Here is a 21,089-nt window from a genome sequence, read left to right as displayed (position 1 = left end):
GGCGATGCCGCGTTCTTTGCGATACCGATTCTAGCTTGCGGCAATCCTCGCCGCGATGGCGTCGGCCACGCGGATGCCGTCGAGGGCGGCGCTCATGATGCCGCCGGCATACCCAGCGCCCTCCCCCGTCGGGTAGAGGCCGCGGTGGCTCAGGGACTGCAGATCCCCTCCCCTGACGATGCGCAGCGGCGCGGAGGTCCGCGTCTCCACCGCGGTAAGGGTCGCCTCGGCGCTGATGAAACCGCGCATCTTGCGGTCGAAGTGCTCGATCCCTTCCCTCAAGGTCGCGGCGACCGGCGCCGGGAGCAGCGAGGCGAGGTCATACTCGGTCACGCCGGGACGGTAGCTGGAGAGAATCCTCCCCCCGCCCCGGCCAATAAAGTTAAGCAGGCTCTGGGCCGGCGCCCGGTAGTTTTCCCCACCAGCCACGAAGGCGCGCCGCTCCAGTTCGCGCTGAAACTCAACCCCGGCCAGCGGGGAGGTCCCGGTGAAGTCAGCGGGACCGACGGTGGCCACGAGGGCGCTGTTGGCGTAGGGGCCGTTGCGGCGGTAGCCGCTCATGCCGTTCACCACCACACCGCCCGTCTCGGAGGCGGCTGCGACCACTACCCCGCCCGGGCACATGCAGAAGGAATAGGCGGAGCGCCCAGTCACCTCGTTGTTGTAGGTCTGCGCGTACTCCGCCGGCGGCAGCGCGGGATGCGCGTTGCGGCCGTACTGGATCTCGTTGATCAGGGCCTGCGGGTGCTCCACCCGGAGTCCCACCGCGAACGGCTTCTGCTCCAGGGTCACCCCCAGTTCGTGCAGCAGGGCGTACGTGTCGCGCGCGCTGTGTCCCGGCGCCAGCACCAGCGAGTCGCACGGCTCCTCGTCGGCGTCGTTCACCACAACGCTGTGCACCCGCCCCTGGCCGATGCCGATGCCGGTGAGCCGGCTCTCGAAGCCGACCCGGAAGCCCGACTCGATCAGGCGCTCCCGGATGCCGCGCACCACGGCGCGCAGCCGGTCGGTGCCGATATGGGGCTTGGCGGCGTAGAGAATCTCGGGGGGCGCGCCGAACTCGACCAGGCGCTCCAGCACCCAGCCGCAGTTGGGGTCCTTGACCCTCGTGGTCAGTTTGCCGTCGGAGAAGGTCCCCGCTCCCCCCTCGCCGAACTGCACGTTACTCTGCTCGCACAGCTCGCCCAGGCGCCAGAAGCGGGATACGTCGGATGCGCGCCGGTCCACGTCACGCCCGCGCTCCAGGACCCGCGCCGTGAGGCCGTACTCGGCGAGCCGCAGGGCCGCGAACAATCCGGCCGGCCCCATGCCGACGATGACGATGCGCTCCGGTGAGGTGAGCTTCGGGAAACGCAGCGGGACGGCTGCCTCGACGGGCGCGACGTCGCCGTGAGGACGCACACGCGATTCATCCCGGAGTGTCACCTGCACCGTGTACACCAGCTTGATGGCACCCTTTTTCCTGGCGTCGACTCCCTTTCTGACCAGGGTGACGCCGGTGATCTCGGACTCGCGCACGCCGAGCTTGGCAGCGGCCAGCGGGCGTAGCGCACTCTCCTCCACCCCGGGGCTCAGGGTGAGGTTACGTAACAGAAATGGCATGGGGTGTCCGTCAGGCGGCGCCGGTTCCGCGCCGTTTTCTTTCCAGGAGCTGTTCGACGATGATGACGATGTCCAACGGAGGGGTGGATTTCGGGATGTGCACCTTGGCGCCCATCTCTGGGATGGGGTGCTCGTGCGGGGCGCCCTGGAACATGGAGGTCAGCATGACGATGATCGGGTCCACCTCCTTGGCCAGACGCCCGATCTCCAGGGAAGCGCTCACCCCTCCCATCCGGGGCATGACCAGGTCGAGTATGACGGCATCGAAAGCATCGGCAGCGTAGGCTTTGACGCCGAGGACGCCGTCCTCCGCGGTCACCACGGAGAAGCCCGCGCCGGTGAAGGCATCGGACATCACCTTCAGGAAGAACTTGTCGTCGTCTACCAGGAGTATTTTGCCCCTGTTTTCTGCTGTCATCTCGACCTCAAGGCATGATGGAATGGGACATCATACAAAAATGCGGCCGAAAAGGGAAGTAGAAACCACCCCTTACCTCGGTGCGTTGAGCGGAAGGCGAACCGCGAAGGTGGTGCCGTTGGGGTCGCTTTTCTCCACCTCGATCTTGCCCCGGTAGGTCTTGACGATGCGCAGCACCACCGAGAGCCCGAGACCGGTGCCCCGGCTGTTGGTGGTGAAGAAGGGGTCGAAGATGTTGGGGAGATTCTCGGGCGGAATGCCGGGGCCGGTGTCGGACACCCTGAGTTTGATGTAGTCCTGGTCCTGGTCGAGTTCCACGGTCAGGGTCCCGTCCTCGGGCATGACGTGAATGGAATTCAGGAACAGGTTGGTAAAAATCTGCTCGATCTCCATGGGGTCGGCCTTAATGGCAGGCGGGATGTTCCTGTAGTCACGCACCACCTTGATCCGTTTTTGGCGCAGCTGCGGCGTGAAGGCCTCCAGGGTGTGCTCGAGGATGCGGTCCATGCGCACCTCGCTGATCTCGAATCTCGGGCGCTTCGAGGCGTCCAGGAGTTTGCCCAGGATGTTGTCGATCCGGTCCACCTCCTTCAAGATCTTTTCCACGTATTCCTGGCGCTCCGGCTCGTCCAGCCCCCCCTTGATGAGCTGCACGAACAGCGCGATGGAGTTGAGCGGGTTACGGATCTCGTGCGCCATCCCGGCGGAAAGGTAACCAAGGGAAGCCAGCTTCTCGGACTGGACCACCTCGGCCTGCGCTCGGGACAGGGCCTCGCTCTTCTCGTGCACCCGGGCCTCCAGCTCGCGGTTCCAGTCCGCGATCTCGGCCAGAAGCCGCTCGCGCTCGCTCAAGAGGGCCTTGTTCTGCAGCTCGATGCCGCGCAGTTTCAGGACGCTCTCGATCCTTTCGACGAGGTCCTGGTTGTTGAAGGGCTTCAGGATGTAATCGGAGGCGCCGGCCTTCATCAACTCGACGGCGATCTCCTCGCTCCCCTTGCCCGTGAACATGATCACGTAGGTGTCGGGGTAGAGCCTCTTGATCTCCTTGAGCGCGGTGAGGCCGTCCATGTTGGGCATCATGTAGTCCAAAAGGACTAGCTCGGGGCGCTCGACCTCGATGGTCGCCAACCCCTCTTGCGCGCTCAGGGCGGTAAATACTTCATAGCCGCGGTTTTTAAGGATGATGCCGGTAAGATCGAGGATGACCTTTTCGTCATCGACGATCAGCACGCGGCCGCGCGGCTCTTTCTCCGTGGTGGTCATATCGGGGCCTGCTCCTTCCAATCAAAATCGCATTCGTCAAAAAAAAGGGGCAGCGTACGCTGCCCCGCATGGATATATGCCGCTGCCGTCAGGGAAGCCTGACGGTTACTACCGGGCAGTGTGCCTTTCGCACCACGCGCTCGGCGGTAGAGCCGAACAGCAGGTGGTCGATGCCGCTGCGCCCCTGGGTCCCCAGCACGATGCAGGAGGAACTGTCGACCTCGGCCCGCTTCAGGATCTCCTCCCACGGCACGCCGGTTACGATGGCAGTCTCGTAGTTATTGAAGCCGGTGACGTTGTTAGCTACGAAGGTAGCCATCATCTTCTGGGCGCCTTCCTCGATTTCCTTCTCGAGGTTCTCGAAGGAGACGTGCGGGACGTAAAAACCGCGCAGGTCGACCGGTTCGTTGATGACGTGAATGATGGTCAGCCGGCCATTGAACTGCTTGGCCAAGGTGAGCGCGTACTGGAAGGCGTGGTCGGAATTCTCGGAAAAATCGGTGGCAAAGAGAATCTTGTCGAAGTTTGGCATCTGCTCCCCCCGTTTTGCCATTGGGTCAGTGGCTCAGTGGCTCGTTTCCTTGAAGATCTTTTTCAGGATCGACTTCAGTTCGTCGATCTTCACCGGCTTGTTGATGTATTCGAAGGCGCCCAAGTTCATCGCCTCGATATACGATTCGACTCCCCCGTAGGCGGTGATCATGATCACGTTGCTCGACGGATAGCTGCGGTTCAACTCCTTCAAGAAGGTGATGCCGTTCATCTCCGGCATGTTGATGTCGGTGACGATCAGGTTCACCTCCTGCTCGCGCAGATAATTGAGCGCCTCGAAACCGTTTGCCACACTGTCTACCAGGAATCCTTCCTTGGCCAGCAACCGGGAGAGGCCTATACGCGCATTCTCCTCGTCGTCTACTACTAGTATTCGCTTCGGCTGCTTTGGCAAGATCGACTCCAGATTCTTATTAAAAAGCGCAGGATTGATTCTAACACTGCGAGTAGATGTGTCAAGCGTGGTTACCAGCTGTGTGTGCGATTATCCACTGCCATGTTAACTACCTAAAAAACAAGACTTAGTACATTGCGAAACAGCAGGTTCGATTGTGCCTAGAAAGAAGATCCAGACGACACACTCACAGTAAGTCACGAGTCCCCGTTTGCCGTCACGGCGCCGGCTGGTCGCTCTTAAGCTCCACGTGGGCCGGTTTGCCCGCCTCACCCAGCGCCTTCAGCGGCCGCCCATTGAATTCAGCCTCGACGGCACCGCCGTCACCCAGGTCCAGGGCAAAAGAGCGCTGCCCCTTCCACTCGATGAGGTCGCCCGCTTTGAGGTCGTAGCGCTGGGTGATGCTGTCGTCGATGGTGATGCTGAGCCAGCTGTCGCGGTTGAAGCGCAACTTCAGCACGATGCCGCTTTGCTTGCCGGCAGGTGCCGCTGCAGGGGTCTCGGTTCCCGCCGGTTGGGGGGCAGCCGCACTGCGCGCGCTGCTCACCGGTTTCTGCACGGGTTGGGTGACCGGCGCCGGTGCCGGGGGAGCGGCCGGGGCGGGAGTGCTCGGCGGAGCCTGCACCCTGGGCTGATCGCCCTCGCTGAAGAACAGTGCGGCGACCGCCACGGCGACCAGCAGCAGCGCCGGGACGACCCAGCGCCCCGGATTACGGAACCTGGCCCGCTCCAGGGTGTCGATGCCGGTCTGCGGCGCCATCCCTTGCGATCGCGTGGCGTGCGTAGCGCTCGGCGCACTCGCTTCGGGCTGGGCGCCGGGGGGCGGGGCAAGGCCTTTTTCGTAACGCGCCACCACCTCGTCCCCGGAAAGGGAGAGAAAGCCGGCGTAGAGCCTCAAGAACCCCTTTATGTAGGCGGCGTTGGGGAGCTTGTGAAACTCCCCCTGCTCGATGGCGGCAAGGTAGTTCTTGCCGATCTTGGTGACGCGGGAGGCTTCCTCGAGTTCAAGCCCCTTCGCCTCACGAACACCGCGCAGGTATTCCCCAACCGGCACTTCCGCGCCGCTGTCAACCTCTGGCTCAGCCACGTTACCTCACCTTGAGCAGGTCCAGGTACTCCCTGGAGAGCTGCCCCATCTCGGAATCGGGGGCGATCCGTACCACTTCCTGAAAGGCGCTCTTGGCGGCTTCAGCATCCTTCAACTTCATCAGCGCCAGACCCAGGTGATAATGGGCGCTCGCGTAGGAACCGTTCAGCTGCAGAGCCTTCTGGTATTCCTCCACGGCCAGTTCGGTCCGGTTCATGGCGAAGTAGACACGGCCCAGGTTTACCCTGGTGCGCGGGTCGTTGCCATTTTTGCTTACCAGCCCGCGCAATACGGCCAGAGCCTGCTGGTATTCCCCCTTGCCCAGGTAGGCAAGCCCGAGGTTGCTGGCTGCGTTGTCCTGTCCCGAGAAGAAGAGATCCTCCTGGACGATTTTGAACTGGGTGATCGCATCGTCCCAGCGCTTCATCTCCAGGTAGTTGACGCCGAGGTTGTTGCGCGCCTCTGAGTAATTCTCCCGCAGGTGGATCGCTTTCAGGTACTTGGTTTCCGCCAGTTCGTAGCGGCCCTTGCGGAAATAGGTGAGTCCCAAAAGGTTGAGCAATTCTGGGTTCTTAGGTGTGAGCTTCTCGGCCTCGGTCAGCTCCTGAAGGGCGCCCGTGAAGTTGTTCTCGGCAAAGAAGGACTGCCCCATCTGGTAGTGGTAGATGGACTGGTTCTTCTCGGCCTTGCTCAGGGCGCATCCCGAGGCAAGCAGGAGGAGGACAACCGGCATGAAGGTTCTGGGACGGATCATAAACCTCACGGGATTACTGGCGAAAATGCACCTGCAAAAATTAACAGATATGATCATCATTGTCAATGAGGACCCCCTTACCAAAGGCCGTCCCAGCGCCCGGTTACAGCTCCCCTACTCCCTGAAAATGGGTCATGTTCTTGAAGCTGCGGTAGCGGGCCTCGATCTCCGGGTAGGTGAGGGTCTTCAGGCGGTCCAGGCTGAACGCCTCGACGTTGAAGGATGCCATCACCGAGCCGAAGATGATCGCCTGGCGGATCCCTTCGTCGGAAAGGTTGCCGGTGTTGGCGAGATACCCCATGAAGCCGCCGGCGAAGGTGTCCCCGGCGCCGGTGGGATCGAAGACCTCCTCAAGGGGATACGCGGGTGCCGCGAACACGGAGTGGCCGTTGAACATGAGCACGCCGTACTCGCCGCGTTTAACGATCAGGTTCTTGACCCCCAGTGCGATGATGGCGCGGGCGGCCTTGACCAGGTTCACCTCGCCGGAGAGCTGGCGCGCCTCACCCTCGTTGATGATCAGGAAGTCGACCCGGCTGATCACCTTCTTGAGCGCCTCGATCTTGGAGGAGATCCAGAAGTTCATGGTGTCGCAGGCGACCACGCGCGGTTGCTTGACCTGGTTCAACACCTCCATCTGCAGTTCGGGATCGATGTTGGCCAGGATCAGGTACTGGGCATCGGCATAGGCCTCGGGGATCACGGGCCTAAAGCTCTCGAACACGTTCAGGTGTGTTTCCAGGGTCTGGGCCTCGTTCAGGTCGTAGCCGTAACGCCCCTTCCAGTGAAAGGTCTGGCCGGGCACGCGGGAGAGACCGGTGAGGTCAATGTTTCTCGAGGTGAGAAAGCTGGTGTGCTCTTCGGGAAAATCCTCGCCGACGACGGCAACCAGGTTGACGTCGGTGAAGAAGCTGGCCGAGGTGGAGAAGTAGGTGGCCGAGCCTCCCAGGACTCGGTCCCTCTCCCCGAAGGGGGTCTGCACGGAATCAAGCGCTACGGATCCAACGACGAGTATGCTCATAAAGCCTCCGGTGTACTGCGGGGTCAGGGTTGGTTCGGCTTCCAGATGAAAGCGGCGCCACCGGTCACGACCGGGGCGCCGCAACGGGCGTTACAGGTATTTGCCGAGGATCAGATCGAGGTTCTCGCGAGTTTCGACCGGGATCACCGAGGTGTCGCTGATCACCGCGTATTTGAGGGCCTCGCCGCAGGCGCAGCCGCGCCCGGCGGCGACTTCGGCCACGGCCTGGCGGATGATCTTCTTGGCGGTGGCAACGTTGTTCTTGATGATCTCGATGATGGCCTCCACCGAAACGTCGTCGTGGGACTCGTGCCAGCAGTCGTAATCGGTAGAGAGGGCGATGACCCCGTAGCAGATCTCGGCCTCGCGGGCGAGTTTCGCCTCGGTGAGGTTGGTCATGCCGATGATGGAGGCGCCGAAGGAGCGGTACATGTGGCTCTCGGCACGGGTGGAGAAGGCCGGCCCTTCCATGCAGACGTAGCACCCACCTTTATGGACGGTAGCGCCCACCGCGCCGGCCGAACGGTACAGTATCTCGGAGAGCTCGCCGCAGACCGGGTCGGCGAACTGGACGTGGCCGACAATGCCGTTGCCGAAGAAGGTGTCCTTGCGGAAGCCGCGGGTGCGGTCGATGAACTGGTCCGGCACCACGATGTGCCCGGGGACGATCTCCTCCCTGAGGCTCCCCACGGCGGAGACCGAGATGATCCGGGTGACGCCGAGCTTCTTCATGCCGTAGATGTTGGCGCGGTAGTTGACCTCGCTGGGCGTGAAGCGGTGTCCCTTGCCGTGGCGCGGCAGAAAGACCATCTGCACCCCGTCCAGCGTGCCGGTCACGTACTCGTCGCTGGGGCGACCAAAGGGGGTATCCACGGTCACCTGGGACACCCCGGTCATCCCCTCCATCTCGTACAGGCCACTGCCGCCGATTACCCCGATTACCTCGTTAGCCATAGCTCCCTCCAGCGTCATGGAAATAGAAATTTAGGATCATGCACCTGCCGCCACGCACGTCCACATCCCTCCCCCGGAGGGAGAAGGGTCTAATCTTGTTGCTGCATCTGGTCCAGCTTCCCCTTCAACTGCCCGCAGGCGGCGGAGATGTCGCCGCCGCGGCTGGAGCGGGTGATCACGGTGACGTGCTTATCCAGCAGGTACTTGTGGAAACGGTCGATAGTCTCCTGCGTCGGGCTCTTGAAAGCGCAACCATCGTGCTCGTTGAACGGGATCAGGTTCACCTTGGACGGGATGTTGCTGATCAGGCGCACCAGGCGCTTGGCGTCGTCCAGGGTGTCGTTCAGGTCGCGGATCATGACGTACTCGATGGTAATCCAGCGCCGCGAAGGAAGCGGGAACGCCTTGCAGGCGGCCAAAAGCTCCTTCAGGGGGTAGGCGCGGTTCACCGGCATGATCTGGTCCCTGACCTCGTCCGTGGTGGCATTCAGTGACACCGCGAGGTTCACGGTGCAGCCGCGCCCCAGTTCCGCCATCTCGGGGACCAGCCCCGACGTAGAGACGGTGACCTTACGGGTGGAGAACTGGAAGCCGTCAGGGTCGGTCAGGATGTTCACCGCCGGGATGACAGCACCCAGGTTGGCCAGAGGCTCCCCCATGCCCATGAAGACGATGTTGTTCACCGGATGCTCGCGCTTCACCGCGCAGACCTGGTTCACTATCTCTGCCGTGGTCAGGTTGCGGGCCAGGCCAAAGGTTCCGGTCAGGCAGAAGGCGCACTTCATGGCACAGCCAACCTGGCTGGAGATGCAGAGCGTGTTCCTCCCCTCGTCGGGGATGAGAACGCTCTCGACGCTGGCGCCGTCCTGCAACCGGAACAGGTATTTCCTGGTGCCGTCCTCCGACGCCTCGACAGCCTCGGGGACCAGGTTGCTGATCTCGGCCCGCTCCTTCAGTACCGCCCGGAAATCCTTGGAGACGTTGGTCATCTCGTCGAAGTCCATGGCGTCCATCTGGTAGAGCCACTTGAAGATCTGCTTGGCGCGGAAACGCTCCTTGCCCAGGCCGGAAATGTAGGCCTCGAGCCCGGAGAGGGTCAAATTCTTTATATCGGTCTTTTCCATGCTTTCCGGATACTAAAAAAGCCCTTCTCGCGAAGGGCTCTTGATCTGCCTGAACCTGCTTCGAATTAAACCAGTTCCAGCTGATTGAAGAAGTAGGGGATCTCGTAGGAAGCGGACTCCGGGGAGTCGGAACCGTGTACGGTGTTCTCCTCGATGCTCACGCCCAGTTCCTTGCGGATGGTGCCTGCCTCGGCGTTAGCCGGGTTGGTGGCGCCCATCAGGCCGCGCCAGTCGGCGATGGCGTTTTCCTTCTCCAGCACCAGCGCGATGACCGGGCCGCGGGACATGAAGGTGCAGAGGTCGCCGAAGAACGGACGCTCTTTGTGCACGTAGTAGAAGCCCTCTGCCTGTGCCCTGGAGAGAAGGATCTTCTTCATGCCGACGATCTTGAAGCCGCCGGCCTCGATCATGGCAAGCACCTTGCCGGTGACGTTCCTCTCAACTGCATCAGGCTTTATGATGGCAAATGTTCTTTCCATTGTTTCCTCCGAACTCATTGTAGTTGACGACCCTTCTAATTAGCATTCCAGTCCGCCCGTTGTCAAGGCAAATGGCCGGATAGAGAGACAAAAAAAAGCCCACAGATGGATCTGTGGGCTTCGTGAAACAGGGAGACCCTGCTTCAGCTTACTTCTTCTCAGCCGGAGCGGCCGGTGCAGCCGGAGCAGCCGGAGCAGCTTCCGGAGCTTTAGCGGAGGACATCGGAGCCTGAGCCGGAGCGGCCGGAGCAGCCTGCTCAGCAGCCGGAGCAGCCGGAGCCTCTTCTTTCTTCTTGCAGCCAGCAGCAAAGGACAGGGCCAGAGCCAGGCAAAGTGCCAAGGAGATCAGTTTTTTCATTGACGATATCACCTCTTTTCTTTTTAGATTTACCATTACTGCGCAAAGCGCATGGTTTTTTTCGTGCGACAACAAAGGGCGAATATACTAGCATTCCTGGAAAAGTCAACAGTTTTTAAAGCTGGAAATCGCAAAAAATTATTAAAAGATTATCCGGAACATTTGGATGGCCCCGCCAAACATGCAGGAAACCAAATTCCGTTGTTGGACGGGCACGGGAAAGGCGCCCCCAAAACCCGGCCAGCGGCACAACCTGCCGTTTTAGCGTCAAAAAACCTGCCCGACGCGGCTTCCTGCACTACCGACCCGACGCGATGCCCACCTCATTCACTCGGCAGAGCATGGCCAGCACACCGCCCCTTACCCGTAAGAGGTAAAAAAACGGGAGCGAACCTGGGGCCACAGCACGGTTCTTTCTTGTAAACGGCTCGCAAATATATTATTTTGGCCCAATTAATCCATGGCGAGCACGGAGCAACGCCACCCAGGGGGACGCCGTGAACGATACGCTCAATTCCGCAGACAAAAAACTTCTTCTGGACCTGGCCCGGGAGGCGATCACTGCCACGGTCCAGACCGGCAAACTGAAGATGCAGCAAGTGACCGACGACAAGCTCTCCTTGCCACACGGGTGCTTTGTCACCATCAAGAAGCAGGGGGCGCTCCGGGGGTGCATCGGCAACTTCAACTCGGACAAGCCGCTCTACCAGCTGGTGCAGGAGATGGCCGCCTCCGCCGCGACCAGGGACCCGCGTTTCTACCCGATGAAAGAGGCCGACCTGGCCGACTTCGAACTGGAGATATCCGTGCTGTCCCCCCTGAGCAAGATCTCTTCCCCGGAAGAGGTGGAAGTGGGCAAGCACGGCCTGTACCTGGAGAAGAACTTCTCGCGCGGGGTCCTGCTCCCCCAGGTCGCCGTGGAGCACCACTGGGACCGGGAGACCTTCCTGAACCAGACCGCGCTGAAGGCCGGCCTCAAGAAGGACGACTGGAAGGAAGGCGCCGACCTGTATGTCTTCAGCGCCGAGGTATTCGGCGAACAGCAGTAGTAAGCTACCGCCCCTGTCAGCCGCTCATTCCCGTGGGCGGCTTTTCTTTACCCCTCCCCTCCCCCATGCGGCACGTGCTCTCTCTCCCTCCCCTAAAGGTTCAGCTGTCACGAGTCTTGACGAATAGGCTTTGCACGCGGCGCAGAGTTCCGCCCTTTTGCGAAGGGGGGACAAGGGGGGCTTTGCAACACACCAGCAACATCTCTTCCCGAACTAAAGTCATCCCCTATATATTCACCTGCTGGCGTGAGCATCTCCAGAATACCCACCTTCAACTCTCGACTGCTGGTCTACCCCAACAGCAAATTCCCTCTGTCTCCCCTTCACAAAGGGGAGGACGCTAGTGCGCGTGCTGCGCTCCGTGGATCGGTATGCTGTTCTTTGCAGCGACAGGCGGGCTGTTCAAATCCCGAATCAATCAAAAAAAAGAGGGGACACCTGGGTGTCCCCTCTTCTCATATTACAGTTGGCCGGCAAAAGCCGAATTACATCTTCCTGCCGCCCTCGGCAGCCCACTTCTCGAGCATGTCGGTGGTGACGGACTTCGGACGCTCGATGGCGTAGCCAAGGCCGCGGTCCCAAGTGATGTTAGCCATGCAGCCCAGAGCGCGGCCCACACCGAAGAGAACGGTGTAGAAGTCCCACTCCTTGAGGCCGTAGTACCACTGGATGACGCCGGACTGTGCGTCGACGTTCGGCCAGGGGTTCTTGGTCTTGCCGTGCTCGGTGAGGACGCCCGGGGCGGTCTCGAAGATCATGGCGACCAGCTTGAACAGCGGATCGTCCTTGAGGCCCGGGGTCTTGAGGCAGAACTCGCGCTGTGCGGTGTAGCGCGGGTCGGTCTTCCTGAGAACGGCGTGGCCGTAGCCCGGAACAACCTGGCCTGCGTTGAGGGTATCCCAGAGAGCCTTGGTGACGTTCTCTTTGGTCGGCTCGGCGCCGTTGAGCTTCTTCTGGAACTCCATGATCCAGCCGAGAACTTCCTGGTTAGCCAGGCCGTGCAGCGGGCCTGCCAGTCCGTTGAGGCCTGCGGAGTACGCGTAGTACGGGTCGGAGAGGGCCGAGTGCACCAGGTGGGTGGTGTGGGCCGAAACGTTGCCGGACTCGTGGTCGGAGTGGAGGATGAAGTACATCCTGGCCACGTCCTTGTACTGCTCGCTCTGCCCGATCATGTGGGCGAAGTTCGCGCCCATGTCGAGTTTCGGATCGATGGCGATCTGCTTGTCACCGCGATACTTCAGGTTGTAGATGAATGCGGCGAGAACCGGGATACGGGCGACGATGTCGCTGGCATCCTCGTACACGTACTCCCAGGCGTCCATCTTGTTGAACTTGCCGCCGCTGTAGAAAGCAGCGAACTTGGAGTCTTTCTGCATAGCCATGATGCCGACGGAAAGCATGACCATCGGGTGGCTCTCTTTCGGGAGAGCGCGCACGGCGGTGTACACGTACTCGGGCACGACCTGACGGGTCTTGAACTCTGCCTCGACGGCAGCAACCTGCTCGAGGGACGGAACCTCACCGGTCAGCAGGAAGTACCAGAAGGACTCGACGGTCGGATACTCGGAGCCGGCTGCTTTCGGCAGGGCCTCGAAGGTCTCCGGGATGGTCTTGCCACGGAAGCGGATACCTTCCTGCGGATCAAGATAGGAGATGTCGGTGACGAGCGACCTGATGTCGCGGGCGCCGCCGATGCACTGACCGATGTCCACCTTGTCGATGATCACGGAGCCGAACTCCTTGGTCAGTCTGGTGATGCGGGGACGGTGGGCCTGGATCTTCTCAAACAACTTCTCTTTCAATTGCGTCATGTGCCAGATCTCCTTTTCTGTTGGGGTTGAGGTACATACGTCGAATTAAACAATCGAATCTTCCGCTGACACCGCGCCGGTCGCCGATAGCACTCGGCCGGTTGCGTGAGGTAGGTATACTGTATACAAAGATTTTTCAAATGTATACCATTGCACAGATCCAATTTCAACACAAAAAAATTGTGTTCTAGTATTTTGCATACATTTTAATTCACGTTATAGCAGTACCAGTTCCTGGCTTGAGAAGGTGAGCCGCTTAAGTCCTTGTTCCGAGAGATAAAATGAATTTTCGATGCCGACGGCGCCTTCACCGGGAAACACGAGTTTCGGCTCGAAGGCAAAGGCCATACCGACCTGCAGGGTCTCATCGGAGAACCCTTTCGCTATGAAAGGATATTCGTCTATTTCAATGCCCAGACCATGGCCTATGAAAGAGATCTGGCTGCCCGGAGTCCCCATGAAGTGCTCCGCGTAGCCCATGCGCCGCGCCAGGTCCAGACAGGCGTCATAGATCCCCCCCCAGCTCGCCCCCTCGACGGCACGCTCCATCATCAGGTCCTCGATGCGCAGCATGTCGTCATAGCCGCGCCGCATGCGCTCGGACACCGAGCCGATGGCGAAGACCCGGGTCTGGTCCGCCAGGTAGCCGTCATAGCAGCTGGCAAAGTCGACGATGATCGGTTCGTCGCGCCGGATCCTGTTGTAGCTGGCACCGTGCCCGAAGGCGGGGGTGAGCCCCATGCCGCCCAGGGCCGTGTTGGTGCAGGCGGGAGCGGCACCGTCGGCACCGGAGAGGACCTGGACACCGGAGAGCTCGCCGTTGAAGGCGCGCATCCGGACGTACCCCTGGTGCCCCTCCTGGCGCCCAACGCGTTCCAGTTCGGAAGCGAGCTCGACTTCGCTCATCCCCTCACGTACCACCTCGACGGCGCGCCGGTACATCTTGTCGGCCTGGGTGCCGGCATCCTGGAGGATGTGGATCTCGTAGTGGCTTTTGGTCATGCGCACCCGCCTGATGGCGGGCGAGGCGTCCAGCGCCTGGGTGTTGGGAAAGAGGGAGAAGTACCTATGGTAGAGGTTGACCGGCAGGACGTCCAGCTCGAGGCCGAGGCGTTGCGGCAGCGGGTGGCCGTGCTCGGTGATCAGTCCGGCCAACTGGTTCAGGGAAGGGAGCGGTACCACGTCGGCGAGCCCGCTCTCCATGCGCGCGCGCATGAAGTCGCGGCGCACGAGGTACAGCGGACGCCCCGAGGCGGGAACGTAGAGCACACCGGTCTGCACGGTTCCGGTGAAATAAAACAGGTCGGCGTTTTGCACCATGAGGACCGCGTCCATGCTCGCGGCCACCATCTCGACTTGCAGTTTCCTGTAGCGGTATTCCAGTTCGTTCTTCGGCGTAAGCCGCATATTCCCTCCCCTCTCCCCACGAGCGAAGCTCATGAGGAGGAGAGGGAAAGATAACTCACAATTGGTACCGCGTCAACCCCGCAGGCCAGTCAGATCAAGGGGTTATTAGCAACGCTGTGCCGACGATCAGACATTTTCTTCCAGCTGCAGTTCGCGTATCGCCATTTCGCGCAGTTTGAACTTCTGGATTTTCCCGCTGGCGGTCATCGGGTAGGAGTCGACGAAGCGGACGTACTTGGGGATCTTGTAGTTGGCGATCCTGCCGCGGCAGAACTCCTTGACCTCCTCCTCGGTCATCTCGCACCCCTGCTTCAGGACCACGGCGGCCATTACCTGCTCACCGTACTTACGGTCGGGGACGCCATAAACCTGGATGTCGGAGATCTTCGGGTGGGTGTAGAGGAACTCCTCGATCTCGCGCGGGTAAATGTTCTCGCCGCCGCGGATAATCATGTTCTTGATCCTGCCGGTGATCTTGCAGTAGCCGTTTTCGTCCATGACGGCGAGGTCGCCGGTGTGGAGCCAGCCGTCGGCATCAATCGCCTTGGCGGTCTCCTCCGGCATCTTGTAGTACCCCTTCATGACCAGGTAGCCGCGTGTGCACAGCTCGCCCTGCTTGCCCGGAGGCAGTTCCGCGCCGGTCTCGATGTCGACGATTTTCAACTCGACGTTGGGGAGCACGCGGCCGACGGTGGCGACCTTCAACTCGATGGGGTCGTCGGTACGGGTCTGGGTGATAACCGGTGAGGACTCGGTCTGGCCGTAGGCTATAGTGATCTCGCTGGCGTGCATGTCGCGGATCACGCGCCGCATCACCTCGATGGGGCAGTTGGAGCCGGCCATGATGCCGGTCCGCAGCGAGGTAAGGTCGAACTCGGCGAAGCGCGGGTGCTCCAGTTCGGCGATGAACATGGTCGGGACGCCGTGCACGGCGGTGCAGCGCTCCTGCTCGATGGCCTGCAGCACCTTGAGCGGGTCGAAGATTTCCACCGGGACCATGGTGGTGCCGTGGGTGACGCAGGCCATGACGCCCAGCACGCAACCGAAGCAGTGGAAGAAGGGAACCGGGATGCAGAGGCGGTCCTTCTCGGTGAAGCGCATGCACTCGCCGATGTTGAAGCCGTTGTTGACCACGTTGTGGTGGGTCAGCATGACCCCTTTGGGGAACCCGGTGGTTCCCGAAGTGTACTGCATGTTGATCACGTCGTGGATGGAGAGGGTCTGCTCGACCGCCTCCAGTTCGGCATCGGAAACCTGCGCGCCGAGTTCGATGATGTGCTCGAAGTTGATCATCCCGTCCGGTGCACCTTCGCCGAGGAAAACCACGTGCTTGAGGCAGGGGAGTGCAACGCTCGCCAGTTCTCCCGGCTTGCTGCCGGCAAGCTCCGGGACCACGCTGCCCAGCGTCTCAATATAATTAGTATCCTTGAACCCCTGCACCAGGAACAGCACGCTGGAGTCGGACTGCTTGAGAAGGTACTCAAGCTCCGCAGACTTGTAACTGGTGTTGACCGTTACCAGCACCGCACCGATTTTGGCCGTTGCGAACTGCAGCGTCACCCACTCCGGCACGTTATAGGCCCAGATAGCGAGGTGATCGCCCTTCTTCACCCCCATGCGCAACAGGCCCTTGGCCACCTGGCGGCACCGCTCGTTGAACTCGCGATAGGTATAGCGCAGCCCGCGCTCCACGTAGACCAGCGCCTCGTTATCGGGATATTTTCCGGCGATGTCATCCAAAAGCGCCCCGACCGTCAAATTGATCTCTTTCGACATGATCCCCCCTGCTTGTTTCTTCACATCAAACAGTCGTTCGCGTAAAAACAACTTATTGGAAATAAAAGGTTTTACCAATTAACACAGCCTCCCGCGGCATGTCAAGAATTAAGGAATGCCGATCATTTGTTCGGTGAGCGACAACACGAACCTCGACAGTGCAGCGTGAAGAAAAAGCTTGACAGGTCTTTTCCCCGAAAGACCGCGCCCTTAGCGTAACTAGCCGATATAATTGAAGGTACAGCAGAAACTACGTTACCGTGACAGTGCCTATTCTCTAGGCAATCTGCAGATGCGGGCAATTTACAAAGGCTTTTCTCTGTCTTCAACGCCTTTTCCACAGCACTTTCCACAAACGGTGTGGAGCAGGCGGGCAAAACAGCATTTTCAGTGCAACTACAGGGGGTTAACGAAGAGCGGCCCGATATCCCCCGTAGCGAAAGGTGCTTCGTGCTTAAAAAGCGTAATGCCAATCCGGAAAGTACGAGGCACTCGAAGGAGTGTTGCCACGAACGGGAGCTATCGGAAAATGGCCAGCCATGAAGTGCCGCCGGGAAAGCCGCATCAACCATCTGTGAAGGTCACTTATAGTTTCGGGGAGTCTGAAGATGTTGACGACCAGCGGCCACGTGCCCTGGAGTCCCCCCTTTACGGAGGGGGGATTCCAGGGTGGATTTGACGGTGGTTAGACCACCTGCACCCCGTTCACCACGTTCTGCGGGGTACCTGCGAGGAAAGCTGCAATGTTGCCAGACGTCGTCGCCATCAGGCGGCGGCGGGCGGCCAGCGTGGCCCAGGCAACGTGCGGGGTAATGATGCAGTTTTTGGCGTGCAGCAGCGGACTTTCGGCCGGAATCGGTTCGATCGCAGCGACGTCGACGGCTGCGCCGGCGATCAGCCCGGCGTTAAGTGCCTCGGCCAGATCGCACTCGTTGACCAGCCCGCCGCGCGAGGTGTTGATGAGCAACGCATGGGGGCGCATCAGGCGGAGCCTCCCTGCGTTGACCATTCTTTCGTTTGCTTCCGTCAACGGGCAGTGCAGGCTTACCACGTCCGCCTGGGCGAAGAGATCATCTAGTTCCAACCACTGGACTAAGATTCCTTCCGGGGCCACCCTGCTGCGCGGGTTGCAGGCGAGGATCTCCATCCCCAATGCAGCGGCAATGGCAGCGACGCGGGCACCGATCCGGCCCAACCCGACGATCCCGAGCGAGCGGCCCTTGAGTTCCGTGAGCGGCTGCGCCACCAGAGTGAAATCCGCAGAACGGCTCCACTCACCCCGCTGCACCGCATCGTGGTACTGGGCCACGCGGTTGGTCAGTTCCAGCAGCAGCGCGATGGTGTGCTGAGCCACGGAGTCGCTGCCGTACTCCGGGACGTTGACTACCGGGATTCCCAGTTGCGCCGACGTTGCGAGATCGACCACGTTGTAGCCGGTGGCCAGCACGCAGATGAGCCGCAGTTCCGGAAGCTGGGCCAGCGTGGCGGCACCAAGGCGGGTCTTGTTGGTGAGCACGATCTGCGCACCGCGGCAGCGCTCCAGCACCAGTTCCTCGGGGGTACGGTCGTGAACGACCAGTTCCCCGAAAGCGGCCACCGCGTCCCAGGAGTTGTCACCGGGGTTCAGCGTGTAACCGTCGAGCACCACTATCTTCACGAGAACCTCCCTAGTGGACCACCACGCCGCCTGAAACCACGAACTTCACCGCATCTTCCACTGTCATGCCGCAGTCGTACACTTCGGACTCCCTGAAGAAAAGGGCAAAGCCTGAGGTGGGATTGGGCATGGTGGGAACGTAAACAACCACCAGCTTCTCGCCGTCGCGCTCCACCTCGGCCGTGACGAAGCCGACGGCGCGGACGCCGGTGCGCGGCCACTCGACGAAGACGGCCCTGCGGTAGGAGGTCTTCCCCTCCTTGAAGACCTGGGTCAACTGCTTGCTGGAGTTGTAGATCGACTTCACCAGGGGGATGCGGGAGAACAGGTCGTCCCACCACCTGAGAATCCTGGTCCCCATCACGTTGGTCGCCAGGACCCCGGACAGGTAGATCACGACCATGCCGGTCAGCATCCCCAGGCCGGGAATATAAGAGTGGTCGTTGATCAGCGCGGCCAGCAGCGAATCCAGGTAGCTCCCCAGGATGCCGTCGGCGAAGTTGAACAGGAACTTCAGGATGAATATGGTGATGCCCAGGGGTACCACCACGAACAGGCCGGTGATGAATTTCCCCTTGAAATGCTTGATGATGTTGTCCACGTATGCCTCCGTAATAGACTTCGTCTGCGTTATGCAACAAAGTGGCAGCAGTGTCAACGGTTTTGGCAGTGCGCAGAGCACGCCTCGGCTGGGGCAAATGGGTTGACAACTACACGCGCAAAAACTACATTAGCACGTTAAACATTAATCCTTCAGATTCGCGTCAAAGGCTCCCCCGATGTTGAAAAAAGCGTTCGCCATAACCGCTGTCGCCGCCGTCCTCTCCGCCATCTTCTTTCTCGCGCCGCTATTGGACAAGGAAGAACGTGCCCGCAGAAGTGAAGCGGAGTACATTTCCATGTTCAAAGAGGTAGTCGACATCGTCAAGGAAAGCTATGTCGACAAGGTCGACGACAAGAAACTGATGACCGGCGCCATCAACGGGATGCTGGCCGCGCTCGACCCGCACAGCACCTACCTCCCGGTCACGGAATACTCTGAGATGAAGGTCCACATGGCCGGCGCCTTCGGTGGTGTCGGCATCGAGCTGGACATGCGTAACGGCAAGCTGATGGTGAACGCTCCCATCGAGGACACTCCCGCCTTTCGGGCCGGGATACTCGCCGGCGACCACATCTTCCAGATCGACGGCAAGCCGACCAAGGATCTCCCCATCAACGAATGCGTGAGCAGGATGCGCGGCACCCCCGGGACCCAGGTCACCCTCACCATCGTCCGGGAGGGTGCGGCGAAACCGCTTACCTTCCGCCTGACCCGCGCCATCATCAAGACCAAGAGCCTCAAGGCCCGTCTTTTGGAGCCCGGCTACGGCTACGTCCGCATCGCTGAATTCCAGGAGCGGACCGGAGAGGACTTCGACAAGGCACTGAAAACGCTGGCAGCCGACAACGGCGCTCCCCTCTCCGGGCTGATCCTGGACCTGCGTTACAACCCGGGCGGGCTGGTGGACCAGGCCTACCGCGTGGCGGACCGGTTCATAGGCGAAGGGCTCAGCAACGGCGACATCGTCACCACCAAGGGACGCGACGCGGCATCGGTGCAGACCCTGACGGCGACCATTGGCGAGAAAGAACCTAAGTATCCCATGGTGGTACTGATTAACGGTGGCTCTGCCTCCGCCTCCGAGATCGTGGCGGGCGCGCTGCAGGATCACAAGCGTGCGGTGATCATGGGCACCCAGAGCTTCGGTAAGGGGAGCGTGCAATCCGTCATGACTCTCAATAACGGCGACGGTCTGAAACTCACCACCGCCCTTTACTACACCCCCAGTGGCCGCTCCATCCAGGCCAAGGGCATCACCCCGGACATCGTCGTGGACTTCGCCAAACCGGTAGCGGCGAAAAAGGAAACCGATCCGGAAATCCGGGAGCAGGACCTCGATGGACACATGCAGGGAGCGCAGGAAACCACGCCGGGAGCGCCCGAAACAAAGCCTGTACCGGCAACGAAGCCGGCCGCACCGCCCACCCCCGGGCACCCGCCCCTGCTGCCCAAGGTCAACGGCGTCGGCAAGGAACCGAGCGAGCAGGAACTGCTGCAAAGGGACAACCAGCTTTCCCGCGCACTTGAACTCATCAAGGGAGTCAATGTTCTGAAAAAAGGCTTGGTCCGTTGATGGTCACGGGCGGCAGCAAGGCGCCCGCCCCCCCCAACCTGTTGGTGATACTGGGGGCCACCGCCTCCGGCAAGACCCGGCTGGGGGTTCAGCTTGCCCAGCGGCTGCAGGGGGAGATCATCTCGGCCGATTCGCGCCAGGTATTCCGCGGCATGGACATCGGCACCGGGAAGGACCTGCACGAGTACCAGGGGGTCCCCTACCACCTGATCGACGTCGCCCCGCCCGGCCACGAGTTCAACCTGTTCCAGTTCCAACGTCTTTTCCTCGATTCCTTCTCCGATATCTCGCAGCGTGGCCGCCTGCCGGTCCTGGTTGGCGGCAGTGGTATGTACCTGGATTGCGTCCTGCGTGGCTATCGACTAGTGGAGGTACCGGAAGATCCGGGGTTGAGGGAGGAGCTTGCCGCTCTCTCGATGGCGGAGCTCACCGAGCGACTGGTCCGCGCCAATCCCGGACTGCACAACAGCACCGACCTCACCGACCCGAGCCGCCTCGTGCGCGCCATCGAAATCGCCGAGTACCAGGGTGGGGACGCAGAGCCCTGGCCGGAGATGACACCGTTCACCATCGGCATCCGCTGGGAGCGCGCACAGCTCAGGGAGCGGATCACCAAGAGGCTTAGGGAGCGGCTCGAGGCGGGGATGATTGAAGAGGTGCAGCGGCTGCACGATGCCGGCACCGGCTGGGACAGGTTCGAGTTCTACGGCCTGGAGTACCGGTACGTCGCGCGCTACCTTAAGGGCGAGCTTTCCAGGAACGACATGTTCCAGAAGCTCAATGCCGCTATCCACGACTTCGCGAAGAAGCAGGAGAACTGGTTCAAGAGGATGCAAACCCATGGCACGGTGATCCACTGGGTGGAGGGTGCGGGAGACCCGCTGTCGGAGTCGCTGGACCTGCTAACATCATTCAAACAGGGATAAAGGGGGTAAGGGCATAAAAACCTTTGCTCACGCAAAGACGCAAAGGCGCAAAGCCAGGCCAAAACTACGAGACTTTTGGTTTAACCTAAAATCTTTTGGTTTCAGGTGTTATCCCCTTCATCCCTTTTATCCCTGTTAAATGACGTTGATTTCAGGTTTACTTTGCGTCTTTGCGTCTTGAGTGAGCACAGCGAACGGGCGTGAGGCGGCCCCGGCAGTTAATTATTGACGTAATCAGTGTGGTATGTTACGAAAAAAAGGCGAAGCAGATAGTGCTTGT

The 21,089-nt window shown here is 60.7% G+C and carries 20 protein-coding genes; 3 read left to right on the top strand and 17 right to left on the bottom strand.

The features are described from left to right. Positions 1 to 30: 30 nt before the first annotated feature. From K7R21_RS03055 to K7R21_RS03000, 12 genes are all read right to left on the bottom strand, one after another. Positions 31 to 1,602 carry an NAD(P)/FAD-dependent oxidoreductase gene (locus K7R21_RS03055; RefSeq protein WP_224981824.1) on the bottom strand — a complete coding sequence of 524 codons (1,572 nt, stop codon included), beginning with the start codon at positions 1,600 to 1,602 and terminating at the stop codon, positions 31 to 33. Positions 1,603 to 1,612: 10 nt separating this feature from the next. Next, positions 1,613 to 2,020 carry a response regulator gene (locus K7R21_RS03050; protein WP_224981823.1) on the bottom strand — a complete coding sequence of 136 codons (408 nt, stop codon included), beginning with the start codon at positions 2,018 to 2,020 and terminating at the stop codon, positions 1,613 to 1,615. A gap of 72 nt (positions 2,021 to 2,092) precedes the next feature. Next, positions 2,093 to 3,283, bottom strand: a complete 1,191-nt coding sequence (locus K7R21_RS03045; protein WP_224981822.1) for a hybrid sensor histidine kinase/response regulator — start codon at positions 3,281 to 3,283, stop codon at positions 2,093 to 2,095. Positions 3,284 to 3,371: 88 nt separating this feature from the next. Further along, on the bottom strand, positions 3,372 to 3,815 hold the full coding sequence (locus K7R21_RS03040) for a universal stress protein (protein ID WP_224981821.1): 444 nt from the start codon (positions 3,813 to 3,815) through the stop codon (positions 3,372 to 3,374). A 33-nt stretch (positions 3,816 to 3,848) separates the two neighbouring features. Continuing rightward, the gene (locus K7R21_RS03035; protein ID WP_012530095.1) at positions 3,849 to 4,229 is read right to left on the bottom strand and encodes a response regulator; all 381 of its coding nucleotides are present in this window, start codon (positions 4,227 to 4,229) and stop codon (positions 3,849 to 3,851) included. 217 nt (positions 4,230 to 4,446) lie between these two features. After that, positions 4,447 to 5,316, bottom strand: a complete 870-nt coding sequence (locus tag K7R21_RS03030; RefSeq protein WP_224981820.1) for a helix-turn-helix domain-containing protein — start codon at positions 5,314 to 5,316, stop codon at positions 4,447 to 4,449. 1 nt (position 5,317) lies between these two features. After that, complete coding sequence (locus K7R21_RS03025; RefSeq protein ID WP_224981819.1) at positions 5,318 to 6,070, bottom strand: tetratricopeptide repeat protein; 753 nt, start codon at positions 6,068 to 6,070, stop codon at positions 5,318 to 5,320. Between the two features lie 103 nt (positions 6,071 to 6,173). Beyond that, positions 6,174 to 7,091, bottom strand: a complete 918-nt coding sequence (locus K7R21_RS03020) for a PfkB family carbohydrate kinase (protein ID WP_224981818.1) — start codon at positions 7,089 to 7,091, stop codon at positions 6,174 to 6,176. A 90-nt stretch (positions 7,092 to 7,181) separates the two neighbouring features. Then, on the bottom strand, positions 7,182 to 8,045 hold the full coding sequence (gene mtnP, locus K7R21_RS03015) for an S-methyl-5'-thioadenosine phosphorylase (RefSeq protein WP_224981817.1): 864 nt from the start codon (positions 8,043 to 8,045) through the stop codon (positions 7,182 to 7,184). Positions 8,046 to 8,134: 89 nt separating this feature from the next. Continuing rightward, positions 8,135 to 9,169: a 23S rRNA (adenine(2503)-C(2))-methyltransferase RlmN gene (gene rlmN / locus K7R21_RS03010; protein ID WP_224981816.1), complete on the bottom strand. Its 1,035-nt coding sequence runs from the start codon at positions 9,167 to 9,169 to the stop codon at positions 8,135 to 8,137. 65 nt (positions 9,170 to 9,234) lie between these two features. After that, positions 9,235 to 9,648, bottom strand: a complete 414-nt coding sequence (ndk, locus tag K7R21_RS03005) for a nucleoside-diphosphate kinase (RefSeq protein WP_183346629.1) — start codon at positions 9,646 to 9,648, stop codon at positions 9,235 to 9,237. 148 nt (positions 9,649 to 9,796) lie between these two features. Beyond that, positions 9,797 to 10,006: a hypothetical protein gene (locus K7R21_RS03000; RefSeq protein ID WP_224981815.1), complete on the bottom strand. Its 210-nt coding sequence runs from the start codon at positions 10,004 to 10,006 to the stop codon at positions 9,797 to 9,799. 497 nt (positions 10,007 to 10,503) lie between these two features. Here K7R21_RS03000 and amrA point away from each other — a divergent pair, with 497 nt between their 5' ends. Continuing rightward, positions 10,504 to 11,055: an AmmeMemoRadiSam system protein A gene (amrA, locus tag K7R21_RS02995; protein ID WP_224981814.1), complete on the top strand. Its 552-nt coding sequence runs from the start codon at positions 10,504 to 10,506 to the stop codon at positions 11,053 to 11,055. Between the two features lie 485 nt (positions 11,056 to 11,540). Here the strand turns inward: amrA and K7R21_RS02990 are convergent, their stop codons facing one another. From K7R21_RS02990 to K7R21_RS02970, 5 genes are all read right to left on the bottom strand, one after another. Continuing rightward, entirely contained in the window at positions 11,541 to 12,866 is a 1,326-nt protein-coding gene (locus K7R21_RS02990) for a citrate (Si)-synthase (RefSeq protein ID WP_224981813.1), read from the bottom strand. Between the two features lie 216 nt (positions 12,867 to 13,082). Beyond that, positions 13,083 to 14,273 carry a M24 family metallopeptidase gene (locus K7R21_RS02985; RefSeq protein WP_224981812.1) on the bottom strand — a complete coding sequence of 397 codons (1,191 nt, stop codon included), beginning with the start codon at positions 14,271 to 14,273 and terminating at the stop codon, positions 13,083 to 13,085. Positions 14,274 to 14,399: 126 nt separating this feature from the next. Further along, positions 14,400 to 16,049: an AMP-binding protein gene (locus tag K7R21_RS02980; protein WP_224981811.1), complete on the bottom strand. Its 1,650-nt coding sequence runs from the start codon at positions 16,047 to 16,049 to the stop codon at positions 14,400 to 14,402. 685 nt (positions 16,050 to 16,734) lie between these two features. Next, complete coding sequence (locus K7R21_RS02975; RefSeq protein ID WP_224981810.1) at positions 16,735 to 17,706, bottom strand: D-2-hydroxyacid dehydrogenase; 972 nt, start codon at positions 17,704 to 17,706, stop codon at positions 16,735 to 16,737. Positions 17,707 to 17,716: 10 nt separating this feature from the next. Continuing rightward, positions 17,717 to 18,307, bottom strand: coding sequence for a DUF502 domain-containing protein (locus tag K7R21_RS02970; protein ID WP_224981809.1), 591 nt, complete (start codon positions 18,305 to 18,307; stop codon positions 17,717 to 17,719). Between the two features lie 178 nt (positions 18,308 to 18,485). On the opposite strand from K7R21_RS02970, the gene K7R21_RS02965 reads away from it, so the two are divergent. Together K7R21_RS02965 and miaA are read left to right on the top strand one after the other, a co-directional pair. Then, positions 18,486 to 19,883 (top strand): S41 family peptidase, encoded by a 1,398-nt coding sequence (locus K7R21_RS02965; protein WP_224981808.1) that lies wholly within the window; start codon positions 18,486 to 18,488, stop codon positions 19,881 to 19,883. Then, positions 19,883 to 20,809: a tRNA (adenosine(37)-N6)-dimethylallyltransferase MiaA gene (gene miaA, locus K7R21_RS02960; protein ID WP_224983397.1), complete on the top strand. Its 927-nt coding sequence runs from the start codon at positions 19,883 to 19,885 to the stop codon at positions 20,807 to 20,809. The genes K7R21_RS02965 and miaA overlap by 1 nt, the downstream gene beginning before the upstream one ends. The last annotated feature ends 280 nt before the right edge of the window (positions 20,810 to 21,089 follow it).

The sequence above is a fragment of the Geomonas agri genome (assembly GCF_020179605.1).
Lineage (GTDB): Bacteria > Desulfobacterota > Desulfuromonadia > Geobacterales > Geobacteraceae > Geomonas > Geomonas agri.
The sequence above is the reverse complement of the archived record's forward strand: the minus strand, read 5'-3'. Positions and strand labels throughout refer to the sequence as shown.

Bases quoted from the DNA above. Each gene is read 5' to 3' on its own strand.
- K7R21_RS03055 (WP_224981824.1), bottom strand. From the start codon at position 1,602: ATGCCATTTCTGTTACGTAACCTCACCCTGAGCCCCGGGGTGGAGGAG.
- K7R21_RS03050 (WP_224981823.1), bottom strand. From the start codon at position 2,020: ATGACAGCAGAAAACAGGGGCAAAATACTCCTGGTAGACGACGACAAG.
- K7R21_RS03045 (WP_224981822.1), bottom strand. From the start codon at position 3,283: ATGACCACCACGGAGAAAGAGCCGCGCGGCCGCGTGCTGATCGTCGAT.
- K7R21_RS03040 (WP_224981821.1), bottom strand. From the start codon at position 3,815: ATGCCAAACTTCGACAAGATTCTCTTTGCCACCGATTTTTCCGAGAAT.
- K7R21_RS03025 (WP_224981819.1), bottom strand. From the start codon at position 6,070: ATGATCCGTCCCAGAACCTTCATGCCGGTTGTCCTCCTCCTGCTTGCC.
- K7R21_RS03020 (WP_224981818.1), bottom strand. From the start codon at position 7,091: ATGAGCATACTCGTCGTTGGATCCGTAGCGCTTGATTCCGTGCAGACC.
- mtnP (WP_224981817.1), bottom strand. From the start codon at position 8,045: ATGGCTAACGAGGTAATCGGGGTAATCGGCGGCAGTGGCCTGTACGAG.
- rlmN (WP_224981816.1), bottom strand. From the start codon at position 9,169: ATGGAAAAGACCGATATAAAGAATTTGACCCTCTCCGGGCTCGAGGCC.
- ndk (WP_183346629.1), bottom strand. From the start codon at position 9,648: ATGGAAAGAACATTTGCCATCATAAAGCCTGATGCAGTTGAGAGGAAC.
- K7R21_RS03000 (WP_224981815.1), bottom strand. From the start codon at position 10,006: ATGAAAAAACTGATCTCCTTGGCACTTTGCCTGGCTCTGGCCCTGTCC.
- K7R21_RS02990 (WP_224981813.1), bottom strand. From the start codon at position 12,866: ATGACGCAATTGAAAGAGAAGTTGTTTGAGAAGATCCAGGCCCACCGT.
- K7R21_RS02985 (WP_224981812.1), bottom strand. From the start codon at position 14,273: ATGCGGCTTACGCCGAAGAACGAACTGGAATACCGCTACAGGAAACTG.
- K7R21_RS02980 (WP_224981811.1), bottom strand. From the start codon at position 16,049: ATGTCGAAAGAGATCAATTTGACGGTCGGGGCGCTTTTGGATGACATC.
- K7R21_RS02965 (WP_224981808.1), top strand. From the start codon at position 18,486: ATGTTGAAAAAAGCGTTCGCCATAACCGCTGTCGCCGCCGTCCTCTCC.
- miaA (WP_224983397.1), top strand. From the start codon at position 19,883: ATGGTCACGGGCGGCAGCAAGGCGCCCGCCCCCCCCAACCTGTTGGTG.